This window comes from Streptomyces sp. NPDC052040 (genome assembly GCF_044548405.1).
Classification (GTDB): Bacteria; Actinomycetota; Actinomycetes; order Streptomycetales; family Streptomycetaceae; genus Streptomyces.
Genome location: NZ_JBIUBV010000002.1, coordinates 194,223 through 213,320, shown reverse-complemented (window position 1 = coordinate 213,320; position 19,098 = coordinate 194,223). Strand labels below are relative to the sequence as shown.

12 protein-coding genes are annotated in these 19,098 nt (G+C 72.3%); 10 read left to right on the top strand and 2 right to left on the bottom strand.

From position 1 onward, the window contains the following. The first annotated feature begins 94 nt into the window (after positions 1 to 94). The 7 genes from ACIHAA_RS07125 (at position 95) to ACIHAA_RS07095 (ending at position 8,849) form a co-directional block, all read left to right on the top strand. The gene (locus ACIHAA_RS07125) at positions 95 to 2,920 is read left to right on the top strand and encodes an alpha/beta fold hydrolase (RefSeq protein WP_399814057.1); all 2,826 of its coding nucleotides are present in this window, start codon (positions 95 to 97) and stop codon (positions 2,918 to 2,920) included. Further along, entirely contained in the window at positions 2,917 to 3,780 is an 864-nt protein-coding gene (locus ACIHAA_RS07120; RefSeq protein WP_399814055.1) for an ABC transporter permease, read from the top strand. The genes ACIHAA_RS07125 and ACIHAA_RS07120 overlap by 4 nt, the downstream gene beginning before the upstream one ends. A 421-nt stretch (positions 3,781 to 4,201) precedes the next feature. Next, positions 4,202 to 4,393, top strand: coding sequence for a chaplin (locus ACIHAA_RS07115; RefSeq protein ID WP_399814525.1), 192 nt, complete (start codon positions 4,202 to 4,204; stop codon positions 4,391 to 4,393). A gap of 136 nt (positions 4,394 to 4,529) precedes the next feature. Then, positions 4,530 to 5,534 carry a chaplin gene (locus tag ACIHAA_RS07110; RefSeq protein ID WP_399814053.1) on the top strand — a complete coding sequence of 335 codons (1,005 nt, stop codon included), beginning with the start codon at positions 4,530 to 4,532 and terminating at the stop codon, positions 5,532 to 5,534. A 344-nt stretch (positions 5,535 to 5,878) separates the two neighbouring features. Further along, complete coding sequence (locus ACIHAA_RS07105; protein ID WP_399814051.1) at positions 5,879 to 6,079, top strand: helix-turn-helix transcriptional regulator; 201 nt, start codon at positions 5,879 to 5,881, stop codon at positions 6,077 to 6,079. A 160-nt stretch (positions 6,080 to 6,239) separates the two neighbouring features. Next, positions 6,240 to 6,479 (top strand): heavy-metal-associated domain-containing protein, encoded by a 240-nt coding sequence (locus ACIHAA_RS07100; protein WP_399814049.1) that lies wholly within the window; start codon positions 6,240 to 6,242, stop codon positions 6,477 to 6,479. A gap of 111 nt (positions 6,480 to 6,590) precedes the next feature. Next, on the top strand, positions 6,591 to 8,849 hold the full coding sequence (locus ACIHAA_RS07095; protein ID WP_399814048.1) for a heavy metal translocating P-type ATPase: 2,259 nt from the start codon (positions 6,591 to 6,593) through the stop codon (positions 8,847 to 8,849). Positions 8,850 to 9,390: 541 nt separating this feature from the next. Here ACIHAA_RS07095 and ACIHAA_RS07090 read toward each other — a convergent pair. Continuing rightward, positions 9,391 to 10,680 (bottom strand): citrate synthase, encoded by a 1,290-nt coding sequence (locus ACIHAA_RS07090; RefSeq protein WP_399814047.1) that lies wholly within the window; start codon positions 10,678 to 10,680, stop codon positions 9,391 to 9,393. Between the two features lie 232 nt (positions 10,681 to 10,912). Next, on the bottom strand, positions 10,913 to 13,189 hold the full coding sequence (locus ACIHAA_RS07085; protein WP_399814045.1) for an ATP-dependent RecD-like DNA helicase: 2,277 nt from the start codon (positions 13,187 to 13,189) through the stop codon (positions 10,913 to 10,915). A 1,045-nt stretch (positions 13,190 to 14,234) separates the two neighbouring features. Here ACIHAA_RS07085 and ACIHAA_RS07080 point away from each other — a divergent pair. The 3 genes from ACIHAA_RS07080 to ACIHAA_RS07070 are packed head-to-tail and all read left to right on the top strand — an operon-like array spanning position 14,235 to position 18,794. Next, positions 14,235 to 15,281 carry a LacI family DNA-binding transcriptional regulator gene (locus tag ACIHAA_RS07080; RefSeq protein ID WP_399814043.1) on the top strand — a complete coding sequence of 349 codons (1,047 nt, stop codon included), beginning with the start codon at positions 14,235 to 14,237 and terminating at the stop codon, positions 15,279 to 15,281. Beyond that, positions 15,278 to 16,855, top strand: a complete 1,578-nt coding sequence (locus ACIHAA_RS07075; RefSeq protein WP_399814041.1) for a sugar ABC transporter ATP-binding protein — start codon at positions 15,278 to 15,280, stop codon at positions 16,853 to 16,855. The genes ACIHAA_RS07080 and ACIHAA_RS07075 overlap by 4 nt, the downstream gene beginning before the upstream one ends. Further along, positions 16,845 to 18,794: a substrate-binding domain-containing protein gene (locus ACIHAA_RS07070; RefSeq protein WP_399814039.1), complete on the top strand. Its 1,950-nt coding sequence runs from the start codon at positions 16,845 to 16,847 to the stop codon at positions 18,792 to 18,794. The genes ACIHAA_RS07075 and ACIHAA_RS07070 overlap by 11 nt, the downstream gene beginning before the upstream one ends. The last annotated feature ends 304 nt before the right edge of the window (positions 18,795 to 19,098 follow it).

The window sequence follows — 19,098 nt, the reverse complement described above, 5'->3', positions numbered from 1 at the left end:
GGTACACCGCTCCGGGCCCCTACGACCCTGGGAGGGCCCGGAGTTCCGCCCGGCGGCCGCAGCGATTGTCGGTGGCGGCCCGTACCGTTGACGCATGGATCTTCGACTGCCCGCCGTCCGGGGGGCGCGCCGGGGGGCCGCGGCCGTCGTCGCCGCGGTCGTCCTCGTGCTGCTGGCCTGTGTGGGCACCTGGACGGCCGTCGCCTCGGACGGCGCGCCCGCCGTGCGCCGCACCGACCGGGTCCTGGACATGGGCGGCGGAGTGCGGATCGACACCTCGTACTTCACCGCGAAGACCGGCGGACGCCGCCCCGCCGTCCTGCTCGCCCACGGCTTCGGCGGCAGCAAGGACGACGTCCGGGGCCAGGCGGAGCAGCTCGCCCGGCACGGCTACGCCGTACTGACCTGGTCCGCACGGGGGTTCGGACGGTCCACCGGGAAGATCGGGCTGAACGACCCCCGGGGCGAGGTCGCCGACGTCTCCCGGCTGATCGACTGGCTGGCCGGCCGCCCCGAGGTCGAGCTGGACCGGCCCGGCGACCCGCGCGTGGGTGTGGCGGGCGCCTCGTACGGCGGGGCGGTCGCGCTCCTCGCGGCCGGACACGACCACCGGGTGGACGCCATCGCCCCCGCGATCACCTACTGGAACCTGGCGGACGCCCTGTTCCCGAGCGGCGTGTTCAAGAAGCTGTGGGCGGGCGTCTTCGTGAACTCCGGCGGCGGCTGCCAGAAGTTCACCCCCGAGCTGTGCCGGATGTACGAGCGGGTCGCGGAGTCCGGCACACCCGACGCGCAGGCGCGCGCCCTGCTCCAGGCACGCTCCCCCGCCGCCGTCGGCAAGGACATCAAGGTGCCCGCGCTGCTGGTGCAGGGCCAGACCGACTCACTGTTCCCGCTCGGCCAGGCCGACTCGGCCGCCAGGACGATCCGGGCGAACGGCGCGCCCGTGGACGTGGACTGGATCGCGGGCGGCCACGACGGCGGCGACCTGGAGACCTCCCGCGTCCAGGGGCGCGTCACGGCCTGGTTCGACCGCTATCTCAAGGGCGACAAGGGCGTGGACACGGGGCCCGCGTTCCGGATCACCCGCACCGGGGGCGTCGACTCCACGGACGGCGCGGCCCTGCTGCGCGGCGCGAGCGCGGACGCCTACCCCGGTCTGGAGAGCGGCCGCCGCACGGTCCCGCTGACGGGCCGTGAGCAGAGCTTCGCCAACCCGGCGGGCGCCGGACCGCCCGCCGTCTCCGCGCTGCCGGGCCTCGGCGGGGCGGCCGGCGGCCTGTCCCGGCTGTCGTCGCTGGGCATCGGCGTCTCGCTCGACTTCCCCGGGCAGTACGCGCACTTCGACTCGGCCCCGGTCCGCGACGATCTGCGGATCACCGGCTCCCCGACGGCGACCGTCCGTGTGACGTCCACCAGCGGCGAAGCGGTGCTCTTCGGAAAGGTCTACGACGTCGGCCCCGGCGGCGGCCGCCCGGTGCTGCCCTCCCAGCTGGTCGCCCCCGTCCGGGTGACCGGCGCCCAGCACGGCACGGACGTCACCCTCACCTTGCCCGCCGTCGACCACGAGGTGCAGAAGGGCCACCGGCTGCGGCTGGTCCTCGCCTCCACGGATCTCGGCTACGCCTCCCCGGTCGCGCCCGCCACCTACCGGGTCTCCCTGAAGGGCGGTCTCACGGTGCCCACGGCACCGGGCGTGACGACCGCGGCGGCCCCGCTGCCGTCCTGGGTCTGGTGGCTGCCGCTCGCCGGAGCGGTGGCCGCGGCGGCCCTGCTGCTGACGGGCCGCCGCCGCACGGCGGCCCCCGCGCCCGACCCCGCGCTCGTCGAGGTCCCGCTGCGGATCACGGGCCTGAGCAAGCGGTACGCGCGCTCGGCGGACCGGTACGCGGTCCGGGACGTGTCCTTCCGGGTGGAGAAGGGCCAGGTGCTCGGCCTGCTCGGGCCGAACGGCGCGGGCAAGACGACCACCCTGCGCATGCTGATGGGTCTCATCGCACCGGACGGCGGCGAGATCCGGGTCTTCGGCCATGCCGTCCGTCCGGGCGCGCCGGTGCTGTCCCGGGTCGGGGCCTTCGTGGAGGGCGCGGGCTTCCTCCCACATCTGTCGGGCCGGGAGAATCTGGAGCTGTACTGGAGGGCGACCGGCCGCCCGCCCGAGGACGCGCGAATGGACGAGGCGCTGGAGATCGCCGCGCTCGGCGACGCCCTGTCCCGTGCGGTCCGCACCTACTCCCAGGGCATGCGCCAACGGCTCGCCCTGGCCCAGGCGATGCTGGGCCTGCCGGACCTGCTGATCCTGGACGAACCGACCAACGGCCTGGACCCGCCGCAGATCCGCGAGATGCGCGAGGTCATGATCCGGTACGCGGCGGGCGGCCGTACGGTCATCGTCTCCAGCCATCTGCTGGCGGAGGTCGAGCAGTCCTGCACGCATCTGGTGGTCATGGACCGCGGACGGCTGGTCCAGGCGGGGCCGGTGGAGGACATCGTGGGCTCCGGCGACACCCTGCTGGTGGGTCTCGCGGCCCCGGTGGCCGACCCGCTGGTGGAGAAGGTGGCCGCACTGCCCGGTGTCTCCTCGGCGGTACGGGCGGAGGGCGGGCTGCTGGTACGGCTCGCCCCGGCACCCGAGGCGCGCACCTCCCTGGAAGCCGCCCCGGTCCCGGTGACGTCCGCCCCGAGCCCCGTGGGCCCCGGAGAGCCGGTGGTCCCCGCCGTGGCGGTCGTCGACCCGGCCGTGGCGGTCGTGGACCCGGCCGCTGTGGCCGTGGACCCCGTCGAGCCGGTCGCGGCCGGTTCCGCGGCTGCCGCCCGGCTGCTGGTCGAGCTGGTCCGGCTCGATGTGCCCGTCTCCTCGCTCGGCCCCCACCGCCGTCTTGAGGACGCCTTCCTCACCCTGATCGGAGGTTCCCCATGAGTGCGCTCGCCGAGCGGGCCGAGACGGCGGACGGGTACCGGCCGCGGCGGACGCTCCCGCTCCGCGTCGAGCTGGTCCGGCAGCTGAAGCGGCGCCGCACGCTCGTCATGGGCGCGATCCTGGCCGTGCTGCCGTTCGTGCTGGTCGTCGCCTTCGCCGTCGGGGGCGACCCGGGCAGCCGCAACGGGCAGGTCACGCTGATGGACACGGCGACCGCGTCGGGCGCCAACTTCGCAGCGGTGAATCTGTTCGTCTCCGCCGGTTTCCTGCTGGTGATCCCGGTCGCCCTGTTCTGCGGGGACACGGTGGCCTCCGAGGCGAGCTGGTCCTCGCTGCGCTATCTGCTCGCTGCGCCCGTGCCCCGCACCCGGCTGCTGTGGTCCAAGCTCGCGGTCGGGCTGGGGCTGAGCCTGGCGGCCATGGTGCTGCTGCCGGTGGTGGCGCTCGCGGTGGGCACGGCCGCCTATGGCTGGGGCCCGCTGGAGCTGCCGACCGGCGGTGCCCTCGGCGCGGGCACGGCTGTGGAACGGCTCGTGGTCGTGGTGGCGTACCTCTTCGTGTCCCAACTGGTCACCGCCGGACTGGCGTTCTGGCTGTCGACCCGTACGGACGCGCCGCTGGGCGCGGTCGGCGGCGCGGTGGGCCTCACGATCGTGGGGAACGTCCTGGACGCGGTCACCGCGCTCGGCCACTGGCGCGACTTCCTGCCCGCACACTGGCAGTTCGCCTGGGCGGACGCCGTCCAGCCCCGCCCCGAGTGGTCCGGCATGATCCAGGGCACGGCGGTCTCCGTGGCGTATGCGTTGGTGCTGTTCGCTCTCGCCTTCCGCGGATTCGCCCGCAAGGACGTGGTCTCCTAGCCCGTCCCGGACCCGGCGGCGGTATGCATTACAGCTATACGCATCACGGCCATGGGTGCGGTTCCCTTTCCCCGGAGCCACCGGCCGGGTGATTCTCCGAAACCATTGCGCGGACGCCCGGTTGACGGAAGGGCAGCTCACCTGCTGCCGGGCGGCGCTGGGGACGTCCGCCGACTACCCCGCGTCAATACCCCCTACTCGCCCTGCGTGTGAATTCGACGATGGCATTCGGGTGAATTGCCCGCCACCCTCCGATCGGGAGTTGCTTCGGTCGTCTATTCCTCGTTTCACAGAGTGCAGGTCGTGCGGCGGGCCGTTCACGCTGTGCTCGCTCGGTTTCGGCCGTCACAGGGGCACGACCGCAGAGAAGGGAAAGCACGTGAAGCACAAGAAGAGTGCCGTCATTGTCGCCGGTGCCGTCATGGCGCTCGGCATGGCCGCCCCGGCCATGGCCGACTCCGGTGCCGAGGGTTCGGCGACCAGCTCCCCGGGTGTTGTCTCCGGCAACGTGATCCAGGTTCCCGTGGACGTCCCGCTCAACGTCTGCGGCGACACCGTCAGCGTCCTCGGACTGCTCAACCCGACCGGCAACAACGCCTGCGCGACCACCTGACGCCATGGCCGCCGCCGGCTGACGTCGTCACGTATCAGCTGCCCGGCTGTGTCCCGGCCGGCCTTGGAGCCCTCTTTCCGGTGCCAGGGTCGGCCGTCCCACTTCACCCACTTCTACCAGCAGGAAGACAACTAGATTGCGACAGACCCTGAGCAGGGGAATGGTCGCGGCGGCCGCCGCGACGGGCATCCTGTCCCTGTGCGGCAACCCGGTGTACGCGGACTCGCACGCCGACGGCACTGCGAACGGCTCGCCCGGCGTCGCCTCCGGCAACAATGTCCAGGTCCCCGTCCACGTCCCGGTCAACATCTGCGGTAACACGGCCAATGTGATCGCCGCGTTGAACCCCGCGTTCGGCAACGCCTGTGCCCACGGCTCCGGCGGAGGCGCGGCGGCGGCCTCGGGAGCGCACGCCACCGGCGCCACGAGCGACTCCCCCGGTATCGCATCCGGCAACAACGTCCAGGTCCCGGTGCACGTGCCGGTCAATGCCTGCGGCAACGGCGTCAGTGTGGTCGGCCTGCTGAACGGGGCGTCCGACAACTCCTGCGGCACCGGCGGCGGCGCGGGCGCCACGGACACGGGCGCGAGCGCCGGTGGTTCGACGTCCAACTCCCCCGGCATCGGCTCCGGCAACAACGTCCAGGTCCCGGTGCACGTGCCGGTGAACGCCTGCGGCAACGGCGTCAGCGTGGTCGGCCTGCTGAACGGGGCGTCCGACACGTCCTGTGGCCCCGGCACGAACACGGTGACCCCGCCCGGCCAGACCTCGGGCAACGGCAACCCGGGCACCCCCGGCACCCCCGGCACGCCGGGCACCCCGGGCACCCCGGGCACGCCGTGCCCCCCTGGCAACCCCGGCACCCCCGGCAACCCGGGTGGGCCGCAGACCCCGCCGCCGGGCTCCACGGGGACGACCTCGCAGCCGCCCGCGTCCACGCCTCCGCAGACGGTTCCGAACCAGCCGTCCGGGCCGTCGGGCACCACCCCGGCCGGTTCGCCCGTCAGCCCCGCGCACCCGGCCCCCACCCTGGCCCACACCGGCAGTGAGGGCGTCCTCGCGGCCTCCGCGGTCAGCGTCGCCATGCTGGCCGGCGGTCTCATCCTGTACCGCCGGGGCCGCGTCGCGTCCCGCTTCTAGTACCGACGGGTGCCGGGCGTCCGCGCCCGGCACCCGCGCGGACCTCACGGTCACGGCCCAGGGGCACCACCCTCACCAGGGGTGGTGCCCCTGGGTCGTTGCCGTACCCGGAACGGGCAGGCGGCCGGGGCGACCCGCCGATTGCGTCATCCCTGTCACAAAGAACCCCGGCGCGTCACGCGTGTCCCGCGGGGACCGATGTTCTGTCACACCCCGTCCACAGGCCCTGCCCGGCCCGGCCCCGCCTCGTTGAGGAGCACAGGTTCGTGATCGCCAGCGCACGCCCGGCTCCCCTGTCGGCCTCCCCCGGTCGCCACCGCGGCGCGCGCGAGGAGGTGCCATTCATGACCGACCACCACCTCTGGTCGTACAAGGAGATCGCCGCGCACATCCGGGTACAGCCGGACACCGTGAGGTCGTACCGCAAGCACGGGCTGCTTCCCCCGCCCGACCATGTGGAGGGCGGAAAGCCCTACTGGTACGCCGACACGGTCAGGGCCTGGGTGGCTTCCCGGCCCCGCAACCGGGGCCGCGCGGAGCCCTGACCCGTTGCGGCTGCCCGGGGAGCCCAGGTCCCTCCCGGTTCCGCCCAGCGGCCCGTCCCGTCCGGGACGGGCCGCTGCTGTGTCGCCCCCTTGGGTGATACCCCCTAGGGGTATAATCTGATGCACGCAAGCCCCCCACGTCTCCCCGAGGAGTGACGCCATGACGACGCAGACCGAGAATTCCGCTTCCGTGACCACCGTGTACAAGGTGAGCGGGATGAGCTGCGGGCACTGCGAGGGGTCCGTCTCCGGTGAGCTTTCCACTGTCGCCGGGGTCAGCTCGGTCGCGGCCGTCGCGTCCACCGGCGAGGTCACGGTGGTCTCCGCCGCACCCCTCGACGACGAGGCCGTACGCGCCGCCGTCGACGAGGCGGGCTTCGAGCTGGTCGGCAGGGCCTGAGCCGACCCGCCCCTCCCCGCAGCACCTCCCCGCAGCACCTCTCCGCACCGGGCCGTGCCGACCGGCTGATACCGGCTCCGTACGCCCCGGCTCCCCGTCTGGAGAACGGACATGACCAGTACCGCAGCACCCGCCCCGATAGCCCGGGCGGCACAGTCCGAGGTCGAGCTGACGATCGGCGGCATGACCTGTGCCTCCTGTGCCGCCCGGGTCGAGAAGAAGCTCAACCGCCTGGACGGCGTCACCGCCACGGTGAACTTCGCGACGGAGAAGGCGAAAATCGTCTACGCCGAGGGCATCGCGGTCGGCGATCTGATCGCCACCGTGGAGAAGACCGGCTACACGGCCGAGGCGCCCCCGCCCCCGCGGCCCGAGGGGCCCGGGCCGCGGGAGGGGCGGACTCCCGAGGAGGACCCGGAGACGGCGGCGCTGCGCGGTCGGCTGGCCGTCTCCGCCGCGCTCGCCCTGCCCGTGGTCCTGATGTCGATGATCCCCGCGTTCCAGTTCGACTACTGGCAGTGGCTCTCGCTCACCCTGGCCGCGCCCGTCGTGGTCTGGGGCGGACTGCCCTTCCACCGGGCGGCCCTCACCAACGCCCGGCACGCCGCCGCCACCATGGACACCCTGGTCTCGGTCGGCACCCTGGCCGCCTTCGGCTGGTCGCTGTGGGCGCTGTTCCTCGGGGACGCCGGGATGCCCGGCATGCGCCACGGCTTCGACCTCACCGTCTCCCGCGCGGACGGGGCGGACACCGTCTATCTGGAAGTGGCGGCGGGAGTCGTCGCGTTCCTGCTGCTCGGCCGCTATCTGGAGGCCCGCTCCCGGCGGCGCGCGGGCGCGGCCCTGAGGGCGCTGCTCGAACTGGGCGCCAAGGACGTCGCGGTGGAGCGCGACGGCCGGGAGGTGCGGGTCCCGGTGGCGCAACTGGCCGTCGGCGACCGGTTCGTCGTACGCCCCGGGGAGAAGATCGCCACCGACGGGACCGTGGTGGCGGGCTCCTCCGCCGTCGACGCGTCCATGCTGACCGGGGAGTCGGTGCCGGTGGACGTGGCAGTCGGGGACTCCGTGACCGGGGCGACGGTCAACGCCGGAGGACGGCTGGTGGTGGAGGCGACCCGGGTGGGCGCCGACACCCAGCTGGCGCGGATGGCGCGCCTGGTCGAGGACGCGCAGAACGGCAAGGCCGAGGTGCAGCGCCTCGCGGACCGGGTCGCCGGGGTCTTCGTGCCCGTGGTGCTGCTGATCGCGCTCGGCACCTTCGGGGTGTGGCTCGGCGTCACCGGCAGCACGGCCGCCGCCTTCACCGCGGCCGTGGCGGTACTGATCATCGCCTGCCCCTGCGCACTGGGGCTCGCCACTCCGACGGCGCTGATGGTGGGCACCGGGCGGGGCGCACAGCTCGGGATCCTGATCAAGGGGCCCGAGGTACTGGAGTCCACGCGCCGCGTCGACACCGTGGTCCTGGACAAGACCGGGACCCTCACCACCGGCCGGATGGCGCTCCAGGAGGTGTACATCGCCGAAGGGGCCGACGAGAAGGAGGTCCTGCGGCTCGCGGGCGCCCTGGAGCACGCCTCGGAGCACCCCATCGCCCGGGCCGTCGCGGAGGGCGCCCGGGAGCGCGTGGGCGCCCTCCCCGCGCCGGAGCACTTCGAGAACGCGCCCGGACTCGGGGTGCGCGGGCGCATCGAGGGCCGCGAGGTCGCGGTGGGCCGCTTCCAGGACGCACTCCCGGACACCCTGGCCCGGGCGAAGGCCGACGCCGAGGCGGCGGGGCGGACGGCCGTCGTGGTCGCCCGGGACGGCCTGGCACTCGGTGTCCTCACCGTCGCCGACTCCATCAGGGAGACCAGCGCCGAGGCTGTACGGGAACTGCGGGCCCTCGGGCTGAAGCCGGTGCTGCTGACCGGGGACAACCGGGCGGTGGCCGAGACCGTGGCGCGCGCCGTCGGCATCGACGCCGGGGACGTGATCGCGGAGGTGCTGCCGCGGGAGAAGGCCGAGGCGGTCCGGCGGCTCCAGGGCGAAGGGCGGACCGTCGCCATGGTCGGCGACGGCGTCAACGACGCGGCCGCGCTCGCCACCGCCGATCTGGGGCTCGCCATGGGCACCGGCACCGACGCGGCGATCGAGGCGAGCGATCTGACGCTGGTGCGGGGGGACCTGAGGGTGGCCGCGGACGCGATCCGGCTGTCCCGGCGGACGCTCGCCACCATCAAGGGAAACCTGGTGTGGGCCTTCGGCTACAACGTGGCCGCGCTGCCGCTGGCCGCGGCCGGGCTGCTCAACCCCATGATCGCGGGCGCGGCGATGGCCTTCTCGTCCGTCTTCGTGGTGACGAACAGCCTGCGGCTGAGGGCATTTTCCTGACGCCGGAGTAAGAGTCCCTCTAGAGTCCGACGCATGCCTCACATAAGCTCTTCACAAGGCTCGCGCATCTTCCTTACGCTGGGGCCCTGATCGGCGTGTCGGTCCTCTTGCCTGATTTCAGGACATAAGCAAGAGACGCAGATCACAACGATGTGAACGTAACCAACGGAAGGGTTCGTGGGTCTAAGTTGGCGATGTCAGAGGCGTCTTGGGGGGCGCCGCTGACATCCGGGGATGTCTTGGGGGACGTTCTCGGGAAACTGCGACGCCGGGACGCGTACACCGGGGAGCTTTGAGCGGCCCTCCCGATCCGTACGGGTCCCGGCAGACCGCATCGCAGTGGTACGCCGAGTTGTGCTCGTTTTGCTCGCAGCGATTCAGGCGCTGTCCCGTAGGCGCCCGGCCGGATCCCGTGGGGGGAATCCGCACCGGGACATGGGAAGGCGCCCCGTACGTCGGCCCGTGGGGGGACCGCCGCCGGGGCGCCTTCCGCTTTTTCTGCCTGGGGCAGGAGGTCAGCCGTGGGCCTGGGGCCGGAGGCTCAGCGCTCCTCGACCGGGACGAAGTCGCGCTCCACCACACCCGTGTAGATCTGACGCGGGCGGCCGATGCGGGATCCCGGCTCCTTGATCATCTCGGTCCACTGGGCGATCCAGCCCGGGAGGCGGCCAAGGGCGAACAGGACCGTGAACATCTCGGTCGGGAAGCCCATCGCGCGGTAGATCAGACCGGTGTAGAAGTCGACGTTCGGGTAGAGCTTGCGCTCGACGAAGTAGTCGTCGGAGAGCGCGTGCTCCTCCAGCTTCAGGGCGATGTCGAGGAGTTCGTCGTTCTTGCCCAGGGCGGAGAGCACGTCGTGCGCGGCGGCCTTGATGATCTGGGCACGCGGGTCGAAGTTCTTGTAGACCCGGTGGCCGAAGCCCATCAGGCGGACGCCGTCCTCCTTGTTCTTCACCTTGCGGATGAAGGTGTCGACGTCGTTGCCCGAGTCGCGGATGCCTTCCAGCATCTCCAGGACGGACTGGTTGGCGCCGCCGTGCAGGGGACCCCACAGCGCGTTGATACCGGCCGAGATGGAGGCGAACATGTTGGCCTGCGACGAGCCCACCAGGCGCACGGTCGAGGTCGAACAGTTCTGCTCGTGGTCCGCGTGCAGGATCAGCAGCTTGTCCAGCGCAGAGACGACGACCGGGTCGAGGTCGTACTCCTGGGCCGGCACGGAGAACGTCATGCGCAGGAAGTTCTCGACATAGCCGAGGTCGTTGCGCGGGTAGACGAACGGGTGGCCGATCGACTTCTTGAAGGCGTACGCCGCGATCGTCGGAAGCTTGGCGAGCAGCCGGATCGTCGAGAGGTTGCGCTGCTTCTCGTCGAACGGGTTGTGGCTGTCCTGGTAGAAGGTGGACAGCGCGGAGACCACCGAGGACAGCATCGCCATCGGGTGCGCGTCGCGCGGGAAGCCCTTGTAGAAGTTCTTGACGTCCTCGTGCAGCAGGGTGTGCTGCGTGATGTCGTTCTTGAAAACCGAGAGCTCGTCGACGGTGGGCAGCTCGCCATTGATCAGCAGGTACGCCACCTCCAGGAAGGTGGAGCGCTCTGCCAGCTGCTCGATCGGGTAGCCGCGGTACCGGAGGATGCCCTGCTCGCCGTCCAGATAGGTGACGGCTGATTTATAGGCGGCGGTGTTGCCGTAGCCGCTGTCCAGGGTGACCAGCCCGGTCTGGGCGCGGAGCTTCCCGATGTCGAAGCCCTTGTCGCCGACGGTGCTGTCGACCACCGGGTAGGTGTACTCGCTGCCGTCGAACTTCAGTACTACAGAGTTGTCGCTCACGTCTTCCCTCACCGACGTAGTGCCTCATCTTCGAGGTGCCCTGACTGTCTCTACCATCCCCCATTTGGCGCAGGAGAGTGCACTCGGGGTCGACCATTGGGCCCATCGGCGGCACTGAGTGCCGTCAACCTGCTCATCCTGCCCCCCATCACCCGGTTCCGGAAGGGCTCTGTGACCTTCACGACTCGTTTGATCGATCATTTTTTTCGGGACCGGACCCCGGGAGCGGAGATCAGCCGCCGAGGGGCCCCGGGGACAGCCGGAAATCCAGGGCCGTGCACCGGCGGCCCGCCGACACCGTGCGCACCGCCTGGCCGATCGCCTTGCGCGAACCAACGAGAACCACCAGCTTCTTGGCGCGGGTCACCGCCGTGTAGAGCAGATTCCGCTGGAGCATCATCCAGGCTCCGGTGGTCACCGGGACGACCACCGCCGGGTACTCGCTGCCCTGCGAGCGGTGGATGGTCACCGCGTAGGCGTGGGCCAGCTCGTCCAGTTCGTCGAAGTCGTAGGGAACCTCCTCGTCCTCGTCCGTGCGCACCGTCAGCCGCTGGTCGACCGGGTCGAGCGAGGTGACCACGCCCACGGTGCCGTTGAAGACGCCGTTCTCCCCTTTTTCGTAGTTGTTGCGGATCTGGGTGACCTTGTCCCCGACGCGGAACACCCGGCCGCCGAACCGCTTCTCCGGCAGATCGGGGCGGCCGGGGGTGATGACCTGCTGGAGCAGGCCGTTGAGGGCGCCCGCCCCGGCGGGGCCCCGGTGCATGGGGGCGAGCACCTGGACGTCCCGGCGCGGGTCGAGGCCGAAGCGGGCCGGGATCCGCCGGGCCGCCACGTCCACGGTGAGCCGCCCGGCCTCCTCGGTGTCGTCCTCGACGAAGAGGAAGAAGTCCTTCAGGCCGTCGGTGAGCGGATGCTGCCCGGCGTTGATGCGGTGCGCGTTGGTGACCACTCCGGACTGCTGGGCCTGGCGGAAGACCCGGGTCAGACGCACGGCGGGGAGCGGGCCCCCCTCGGCGAGCAGGTCCCGCAGCACCTCGCCCGCGCCCACGCTCGGCAACTGGTCGACATCGCCCACGAAGAGCAGATGGGCGCCCGGCGGCACGGCCTTGACCAGCTTGTTGGCGAGCAGCAGATCCAGCATCGACGCCTCGTCCACCACCACCAGATCGGCGTCCAGCGGGCGGTCCCGGTCGTAGGCCGCATCACCGCCGGGCTTCAGCTCCAGCAGCCGGTGGACCGTGGACGCCTCGGCGCCGGTCAGCTCGGACAGGCGTTTGGCGGCCCGGCCGGTGGGTGCCGCGAGCAGCACCTTGGCCCGCTTGGCGCGGGCGAGTTCGACGATGGAGCGGACGGTGAAGGACTTGCCGCAGCCGGGGCCGCCGGTGAGGACGGCGACCTTCCGGGTCAGCGCCAGCCGTACGGCCTCCTCCTGTTCGGGGGCGAGTTCGACTCCCGTGCGCCCCTTGAGCCAGCCGAGCGCCTTGTCCCAGGCCACGTCCCGGAAGCCGGGCATCCGGTCCTCCTCGGTCCGCAGCAGGCGCAACAGCTGTGCTGACAGGGCGAGTTCGGCCCGGTGGAAGGGGACCAGATAGACGGCGGTGACCGGCTCCTGCCCGTCGGGACCGGGCACCTTCTCCCGTACGACACCGGGGTCCGCACCCTCCTCGGGGGGCGCCGCCAACTCGGCCAGGCACTCGATGACCAGCCCCGTGTCGACCTGGAGCAGCTTGACCGCGTCCGCGATGAGCCGCTCCTCGGGGAGATAGCAGTGCCCCTGGTCGGCGGACTGGGACAGGGCGTACTGGAGGCCCGCCTTGACGCGCTCGGGGCTGTCGTGCGGGATGCCGACGGACTGGGCGATCCGGTCGGCGGTGAGGAAGCCGATGCCCCAGACGTCGGCGGCCAGCCGGTAGGGCTGGTTCTTCACCACGGAGATGGAGGCGTCGCCGTACTTCTTGTAGATGCGCACGGCGATGGAGGTGGAGACCTGGACGGTCTGGAGGAAGAGCATGACCTCCTTGATCGCCTTCTGCTCCTCCCAGGCGTCGGCGATCTTCCTGGTCCGCTTGGGCCCGAGGCCGGGGACCTCGATCAGCCGCCCGATCTCCTCCTCGATGATCCTCAGGGTGTCCAGGCCGAAGTGCTGGGTGATGCGGTCGGCGAAGACCGGGCCGATGCCCTTGACCAGGCCCGAGCCCAGATAGCGGCGGATGCCCTGGACGGTGGCCGGCAGGAGGGTCGTGTAGTTCTCGACGGTGAACTGCCGTCCGTACTGGGGGTGGGAGCCCCAGCGGCCCTCCATCCGGAGCGACTCCCCGACCTGCGCGCCGAGGAGCGCGCCGACGACGGTGAGCAGATCACCGGCGCCGCGGCCGGTGTCGACGCGGGCGACCGTGTATCCGTTCTCCTCGTTGGCGTAGGTGATCCGTTCGAGCACGCCCTCCAGGGTGGCCAGACGCCGTTCCCCGTCCCCCGCCCGCCCCGCCCGACTCGCCTCCGTGGTCATGACCCGACGCTACCGCCCGGCACCGACAGTCCGGGACGGGCCGCCGGGAGCGAGGGCGCCGGGAGGGGGGCCGCCTGGCGGCGCGGGCCGCTGGGGGCGAGGGCCGCCGAGAGGGGGGCCGCCGGGAGCGAGGGCGCCGGGAGGGAGGCCGTCGGGCGGCGCGGGCCGCTGGCTTCTGGGTAGGCGCGCCTGGGTGCACGCGGCCTTGCGGGCGGCCGCGTGGAGCGGCTCGCCGCCGCCCGGGCAGCCTCGCCGCGCGCAGCCGCGCGGGCGGTCTCGCGGCGCGGACCGCGACCGTCCGGGCAGCCTCGCCTCGATGTACGCCGCCTCCGGGCCACCTCGCGGAGTGGCCCGCTGCCTTGCGGGCAACCGCGTGGAGCGGCCCGCCAGTTGCTGAGCGGGCCACGCCTCGCAGCACGCCGCCTTGCGGGGCGGCCTCGCGAGCGGGCCGTCGCCGTCCGGGCAGCCGCTCCGCGCCGCACGCGGCCCTTGCGGGAAGCCGCATGGAGCGGCCCGCCGCTTCGTGGAAGGCGGCACCTCACAGCACGCTTCCTTCCGGGGCAACCGCGCGGGGCGGCCGAGAGTCCTCCGGACTGCCTCACCTCCCTGCACACCGCCTTACGGGCAGCCGCGTGGAGCGTCCCGCTGCCTGCGGGCAACCGCGCGGAGCGGCCCGCCGCTTCCCGGACGGCCACGCCTCGCCGCCCGGCGCCTCACAGGCAGCCGCGGAGCGGCCTGCCGCCCTCCGGGCAACCTCACCTCGCCGCACGCCGTCTCCGGGCCACCTCGCCGCGCGCGGCCGCGCGGCCCCCCTCGCCGCGCAGCCGCCAGGCCGGTGTGACGGGGTTCATTTGTGTGGGGCGTCGTTCATCTGTGCGGCCACCATCGGGTCACAATCCGGTCTCGGGCCCCCTCCACCTCTTGATTCATCCCCGTGTAATCGATTCCAATCCTGCGTGCCGGTCGTTGTAAACGATTCCATCGCTTCGCGAAACGACCGCAACCCGCTCAAAAGCACCGGACTCACAAGGAGGTGGTCCCGGCCATGCCGAGCATCAAGGACGTCGCCGCCGCGGCGGGCGTATCCGTTGCCACGGTGTCCCGCGTCCTGAACGGCCATCCGTCGGTCAGCGCCGACGCACGCACCCGCGTACTGGCCGCCGTCGAGGCGCTGGGCTACCGCCCCAACGCCGTCGCCCGCTCCCTGCGCACCGACCAGACCCGCACCCTCGGCCTGGTCATCAGCGATGTGCTCAACCCCTACTTCACGCTGCTGGCACGCTCCGTCGAGGAGGAGGCCCGCGCCCTGGGCTACAGCGTGATCATCGGCAACGCCGACGAGCGGCCCGACCTCCAGGACCACCATGTGCGGACCCTGCTGGACCGGCGGATCGACGGCCTGCTCGTCTCCCCGACCTGCGGCGGCTCCCCGCTGATGCTGGACGCCGCACGGGACGGCACCCCGATGGTCTTCGTGGACCGGTGGATCGGCGGCGTCGACGTGCCCGTGGTGCGCGCGGACGGCCGGACCGCCGTGTACGACCTGGTGGCCCATCTGCACGCGCTCGGCCACCGGCGCCTCGCGATCATCGCGGGTCCGGCGGCGACCACGACCGGCAGCGAGCGGGTCGAGGCCTTCCGTGCGGCCCTCGGCGACTACGGACTCCCCCTCCCGGACGCCTACATAGGCCAGGGCGACTTCCAGGCCGAGAGCGGGCGCCGGGCCACCGAGCGGTTCCTCGACCTGGCCGAGCCGCCCGAGGTCGTGTTCGCCGCCGACAACCTGATGGCGCTCGGCGCGCTGGACGCCGTACGGGCGCGCGGGCTGCGGGTCCCCGACGACATCGCGCTCGCCGCGTTCGACGACATCCCGTGGTTCGTTCACACCGACCCGCCGGTCACCGCGATCGCCCAGCCCACACGGGAGTTGGGACGCGCCGCCGTGCGCGCGCTGGTCGACCGCATCGAGGGGCGGCCCCCCGAGTCCGTCACCCTCCCCGCCCGTCTCGTCGTACGCCGCTCGTGCGGCGAGCCGGATGCCGCGCAGGCCCCCGCTGCGCGGCCGACCCCCACGCAAAGGAGCACGTCGTGAGCAACGCGGACGAGTTGCTGCGCATCGAGGGCATACGCAAGACCTTCCCCGGCGTGGTCGCGCTCGACGGTGTCGACTTCGACCTGCGCAGGGGCGAGGTGCATGTGCTGCTCGGTGAGAACGGCGCGGGCAAGAGCACCCTGATCAAGATGCTCTCCGGCGCCTACCGCCCGGACGGCGGGCGGATCCTGGCCGGTGGCGAGGAGGTGCGCATCCACGGGGCGCAGGACTCCGAGCGCCTCGGGATCGCCACCATCTACCAGGAGTTCAACCTCGTTCCCGATCTGACCGTCGCCGAGAACATCTTCCTGGGCCGGCAGCCGCGCCGTCTCGGGATGATCGACCGGAAGCGGATGGAGGCGGACGCCGCCGAGCTTCTCGAACGGGTCGGCGTCCAGGTGTCCCCCCGCACCCGGGTGCGGGACCTCGGCATCGCCCGGCTCCAGATGGTCGAGATCGCGAAGGCGCTGAGCCTGAACGCGCGCGTGCTCATCATGGACGAGCCGACGGCCGTACTCACCTCCGAAGAGGTGGAGAAGCTGTTCGCCATCGTGCGGCAGCTGCGCGAGGACGGCGTCGGAGTCGTCTTCATCACCCACCACCTGGAGGAGATCGCCGCCCTCGGCGACCGGGTGACCGTGATCCGGGACGGCAGGAGCGTCGGGCAGGTGCCCGCCTCCACGCCCGAGGACGAACTCGTACGCCTCATGGTGGGGCGGTCGATCGAGCAGCAGTACCCGCGGGAACGCACCGATGCCGGGGAGGCGTTGCTCACCGTCGAGGGCCTCACCCGGGACGGCGTCTTCCACGATGTGTCCTTCGAGGTGCGGGCCGGTGAGGTCGTCGGTGTCGCGGGGCTCGTGGGAGCCGGGCGCACCGAGGTCGTGCGGGCCGTGTTCGGCGCCGACCCCTATGACACGGGAGCCGTGCGGGTGGCCGGTGCGCGGGTGCGCGGCTCCGACGTCAACGCCGCGATGGCGGCCGGGATCGGGCTGGTGCCCGAGGACCGCAAGGGCCAGGGGCTGGTCCTGGACGCGTCCATCGAGGAGAACCTCGGGCTGGTCACCCTGCGGGCCGCGACCCGTGGCGGGGTCGTCGACCGCCGGGCCCAGCACACCGCCGCGGCCACGGTGGCCGACCGGCTGCGGGTGCGGATGGCCGGACTCGGCCAGCAGGTCCGCACGCTCTCCGGCGGCAACCAGCAGAAGATCGTCATCGGCAAGTGGCTGCTGGCGGACAGCCGGGTGCTCATTCTCGACGAGCCGACGCGCGGGATCGACGTCGGAGCCAAGGTCGAGATCTACCAGCTGATCAACGAACTCACGGCCGCGGGCGCCGCGGTCCTGATGATCTCCAGCGATCTGCCGGAGGTCCTCGGCATGAGCGACCGGGTCCTGGTGATGGCCCAGGGCCGGATCGCGGGCGAACTCTCCGCCGCCGAGGCGACCCAGGACTCCGTCATGGCGCTCGCCGTCTCCGCTCCCACCCCAACCCCCACCCCCAACTCCCCCAACTCCCCGAACGGCAACGCCCCCACCTCCCCGAACGACAAGGAGGCCCCCCGTGGCCACTGACACGCATCCCAGCCGGGCGGGCGCCGGTGGCGTCGGCGGGATCCGCCGCCTTCTGCTCGACAACGGCGCGCTCACCGCGCTGATCGGCCTGGTCATCGTGATGTCGGCGCTGTCCGGCGACTTCCTGACCACCGACAATCTGCTCAACATCGGCGTGCAGGCGGCCGTGACCGCCATCCTCGCCTTCGGTGTCACCTTTGTGATCGTCTCGGCGGGCATCGACCTGTCGGTCGGTTCGGTGGCCGCGCTGTCCGCCACCGTGCTCGCCTGGAGCGCCACCTCCGAGGGCGTCCCGGTGGCGATAGCGGTGGTCCTCGCGATCGCCACCGGCCTGGCCGCCGGTCTGGTCAACGGTGTGCTGATCTCGTACGGGAAGCTGCCGCCGTTCATCGCGACGCTGGCCATGCTGTCGGTGGGCCGCGGACTGTCGCTGGTCATCTCCCAGGGCTCCCCGATCACCCTGCCCGGCTCGGTCTCACACCTCGGGGACACCCTCGGCGGCTGGCTGCCCGTGCCGGTGCTGGTCATGGTCGTGATGGGCCTGATCACCGCGTTCGTCCTCGGCCGTACGTACATCGGCCGGTCCATGTACGCGATCGGCGGCAACGAGGAGGCGGCCCGGCTCTCGGGGCTGCGGGTGAAGCGGCAGAAGATCGCGATCTACGCGCTGTCGGGCCTGTTCGCCGCGGCCGCGGGCATCGTGCTGGCCGCCCGGCTGTCCTCCGCGCAGCCGCAGGCCGCCAACGGCTACGAGCTGGACGCGATCGCCGCGGTCGTCATCGGTGGCGCCTCCCTGGCGGGCGGCACCGGCAAGGCGTCCGGCACCCTGATCGGCGCGCTGATCCTGGCGGTGCTGCGCAACGGCCTCAACCTGCTGTCGGTGTCGGCCTTCTGGCAGCAGGTGGTCATCGGTGTGGTGATCGCCCTGGCGGTCTTGCTGGACACCGTGCGGCGCAAGGCGGGGGCCACCCCGGTGGCCGCCGGGACGCCGGGCGGTGCGGGCAGGGGCAAGCAGGCGCTGACCTATCTGCTCGCGGCCGTGGTCGCGGTGGCGGTGGTGGCGTCCCTGTCGTTCCTGCACGGCGGTTCGAACTCCAGCACACGGAAGGTGGGTCTGTCCCTGTCCACCCTCAACAACCCCTTCTTCGTGCAGATCAAGCAGGGCGCGCAGGCCGAGGCGAAGAAGGCGGGCGTCGACCTGACCGTCACGGACGCCCAGAACGACGCCTCACAGCAGGCCAACCAGCTCCAGAACTTCACCAGTTCGAACCTGAGCGCCATCATCGTCAACCCGGTGGACTCGGACGCGGCGGGCCCCTCGGTGCGCGCCGCGAACAAGGCGGGCGTCCCCGTGGTGGGCGTGGACCGGGGTGTCAACAAGGCGAAGACGGCCGCGCTGGTCGCCTCCGACAACATCGAGGGCGGCAAGCTGGGCGCCAAGGCGCTGGCCGAGAAGCTGGGCGGCAAGGGCAGGATCGTGATGCTCCAGGGCCTGGCCGGCACCTCCGCCAGCCGTGAGCGCGGCCAGGGCTTCGAGGAGGGTCTGAAGGCCTACCCCGGTATCCAGGTCGTCGCCCGGCAGCCCGCCGACTTCGACCGCACCAAGGGCCTCGACGTGATGACCAACCTGCTCCAGGCGCACCCCGACATCCAGGGTGTCTTCGCCGAGAACGACGAGATGGCGCTCGGCGCGATCAAGGCGCTCGGCACCAAGGCGGGCACGTCCGTGCAGGTGGTCGGCTTCGACGGCGAGCCCGACGGCCTGGCCGCGGTCAAGGCGGGTTCGCTGTACGCGTCGGTGGCGCAGCAGCCCTCGCAGCTGGGCCGGATCGCGGTGGACAACGCGCTGCGGGCCGCCCAGGGCAAGAAGGTCGAGGAGACGGTCAAGGTTCCGGTGAAGGTGGTCACCAAGGAGAACGTGGCCGGGTTCACCGGCTGACCCGCGCCTTCCGTGTCCGCCACGGCGGGGGGGGGGGGGCGGGGCGCGCCGGGCCGCGCCCCCGCGCGGGGGCCGGGTCGGGAAGGGGGGGGTGTGGGTGGGGGGGGGTGGGGTGGGGGGGGGGGGGTGTGTGGTGGGGGTGTTTGGGTCCCGGCGGGGGGGGGGGGCGGCGCCCCCCCGCCCCCCCCGCCGGGGGGGCGCCGGGGGGGGGGGCGCCCCGCGCCCCCCCCCCCCCCCCCCCGCCGTGGCACCGGTTTCACCGCTGTGGCAGTAGTGGTTGCACGTGGGTCCTCGGGGATCCGAT

Coding starts and splice junctions, on each gene's coding strand:
- ACIHAA_RS07125 (WP_399814057.1), top strand. CDS start 95: ATGGATCTTCGACTGCCCGCCGTCCGGGGGGCGCGCCGGGGGGCCGCG.
- ACIHAA_RS07120 (WP_399814055.1), top strand. CDS start 2,917: ATGAGTGCGCTCGCCGAGCGGGCCGAGACGGCGGACGGGTACCGGCCG.
- ACIHAA_RS07115 (WP_399814525.1), top strand. CDS start 4,202: ATGGCGCTCGGCATGGCCGCCCCGGCCATGGCCGACTCCGGTGCCGAG.
- ACIHAA_RS07105 (WP_399814051.1), top strand. CDS start 5,879: ATGACCGACCACCACCTCTGGTCGTACAAGGAGATCGCCGCGCACATC.
- ACIHAA_RS07100 (WP_399814049.1), top strand. CDS start 6,240: ATGACGACGCAGACCGAGAATTCCGCTTCCGTGACCACCGTGTACAAG.
- ACIHAA_RS07095 (WP_399814048.1), top strand. CDS start 6,591: ATGACCAGTACCGCAGCACCCGCCCCGATAGCCCGGGCGGCACAGTCC.
- ACIHAA_RS07085 (WP_399814045.1), bottom strand. CDS start 13,189: ATGACCACGGAGGCGAGTCGGGCGGGGCGGGCGGGGGACGGGGAACGG.
- ACIHAA_RS07080 (WP_399814043.1), top strand. CDS start 14,235: ATGCCGAGCATCAAGGACGTCGCCGCCGCGGCGGGCGTATCCGTTGCC.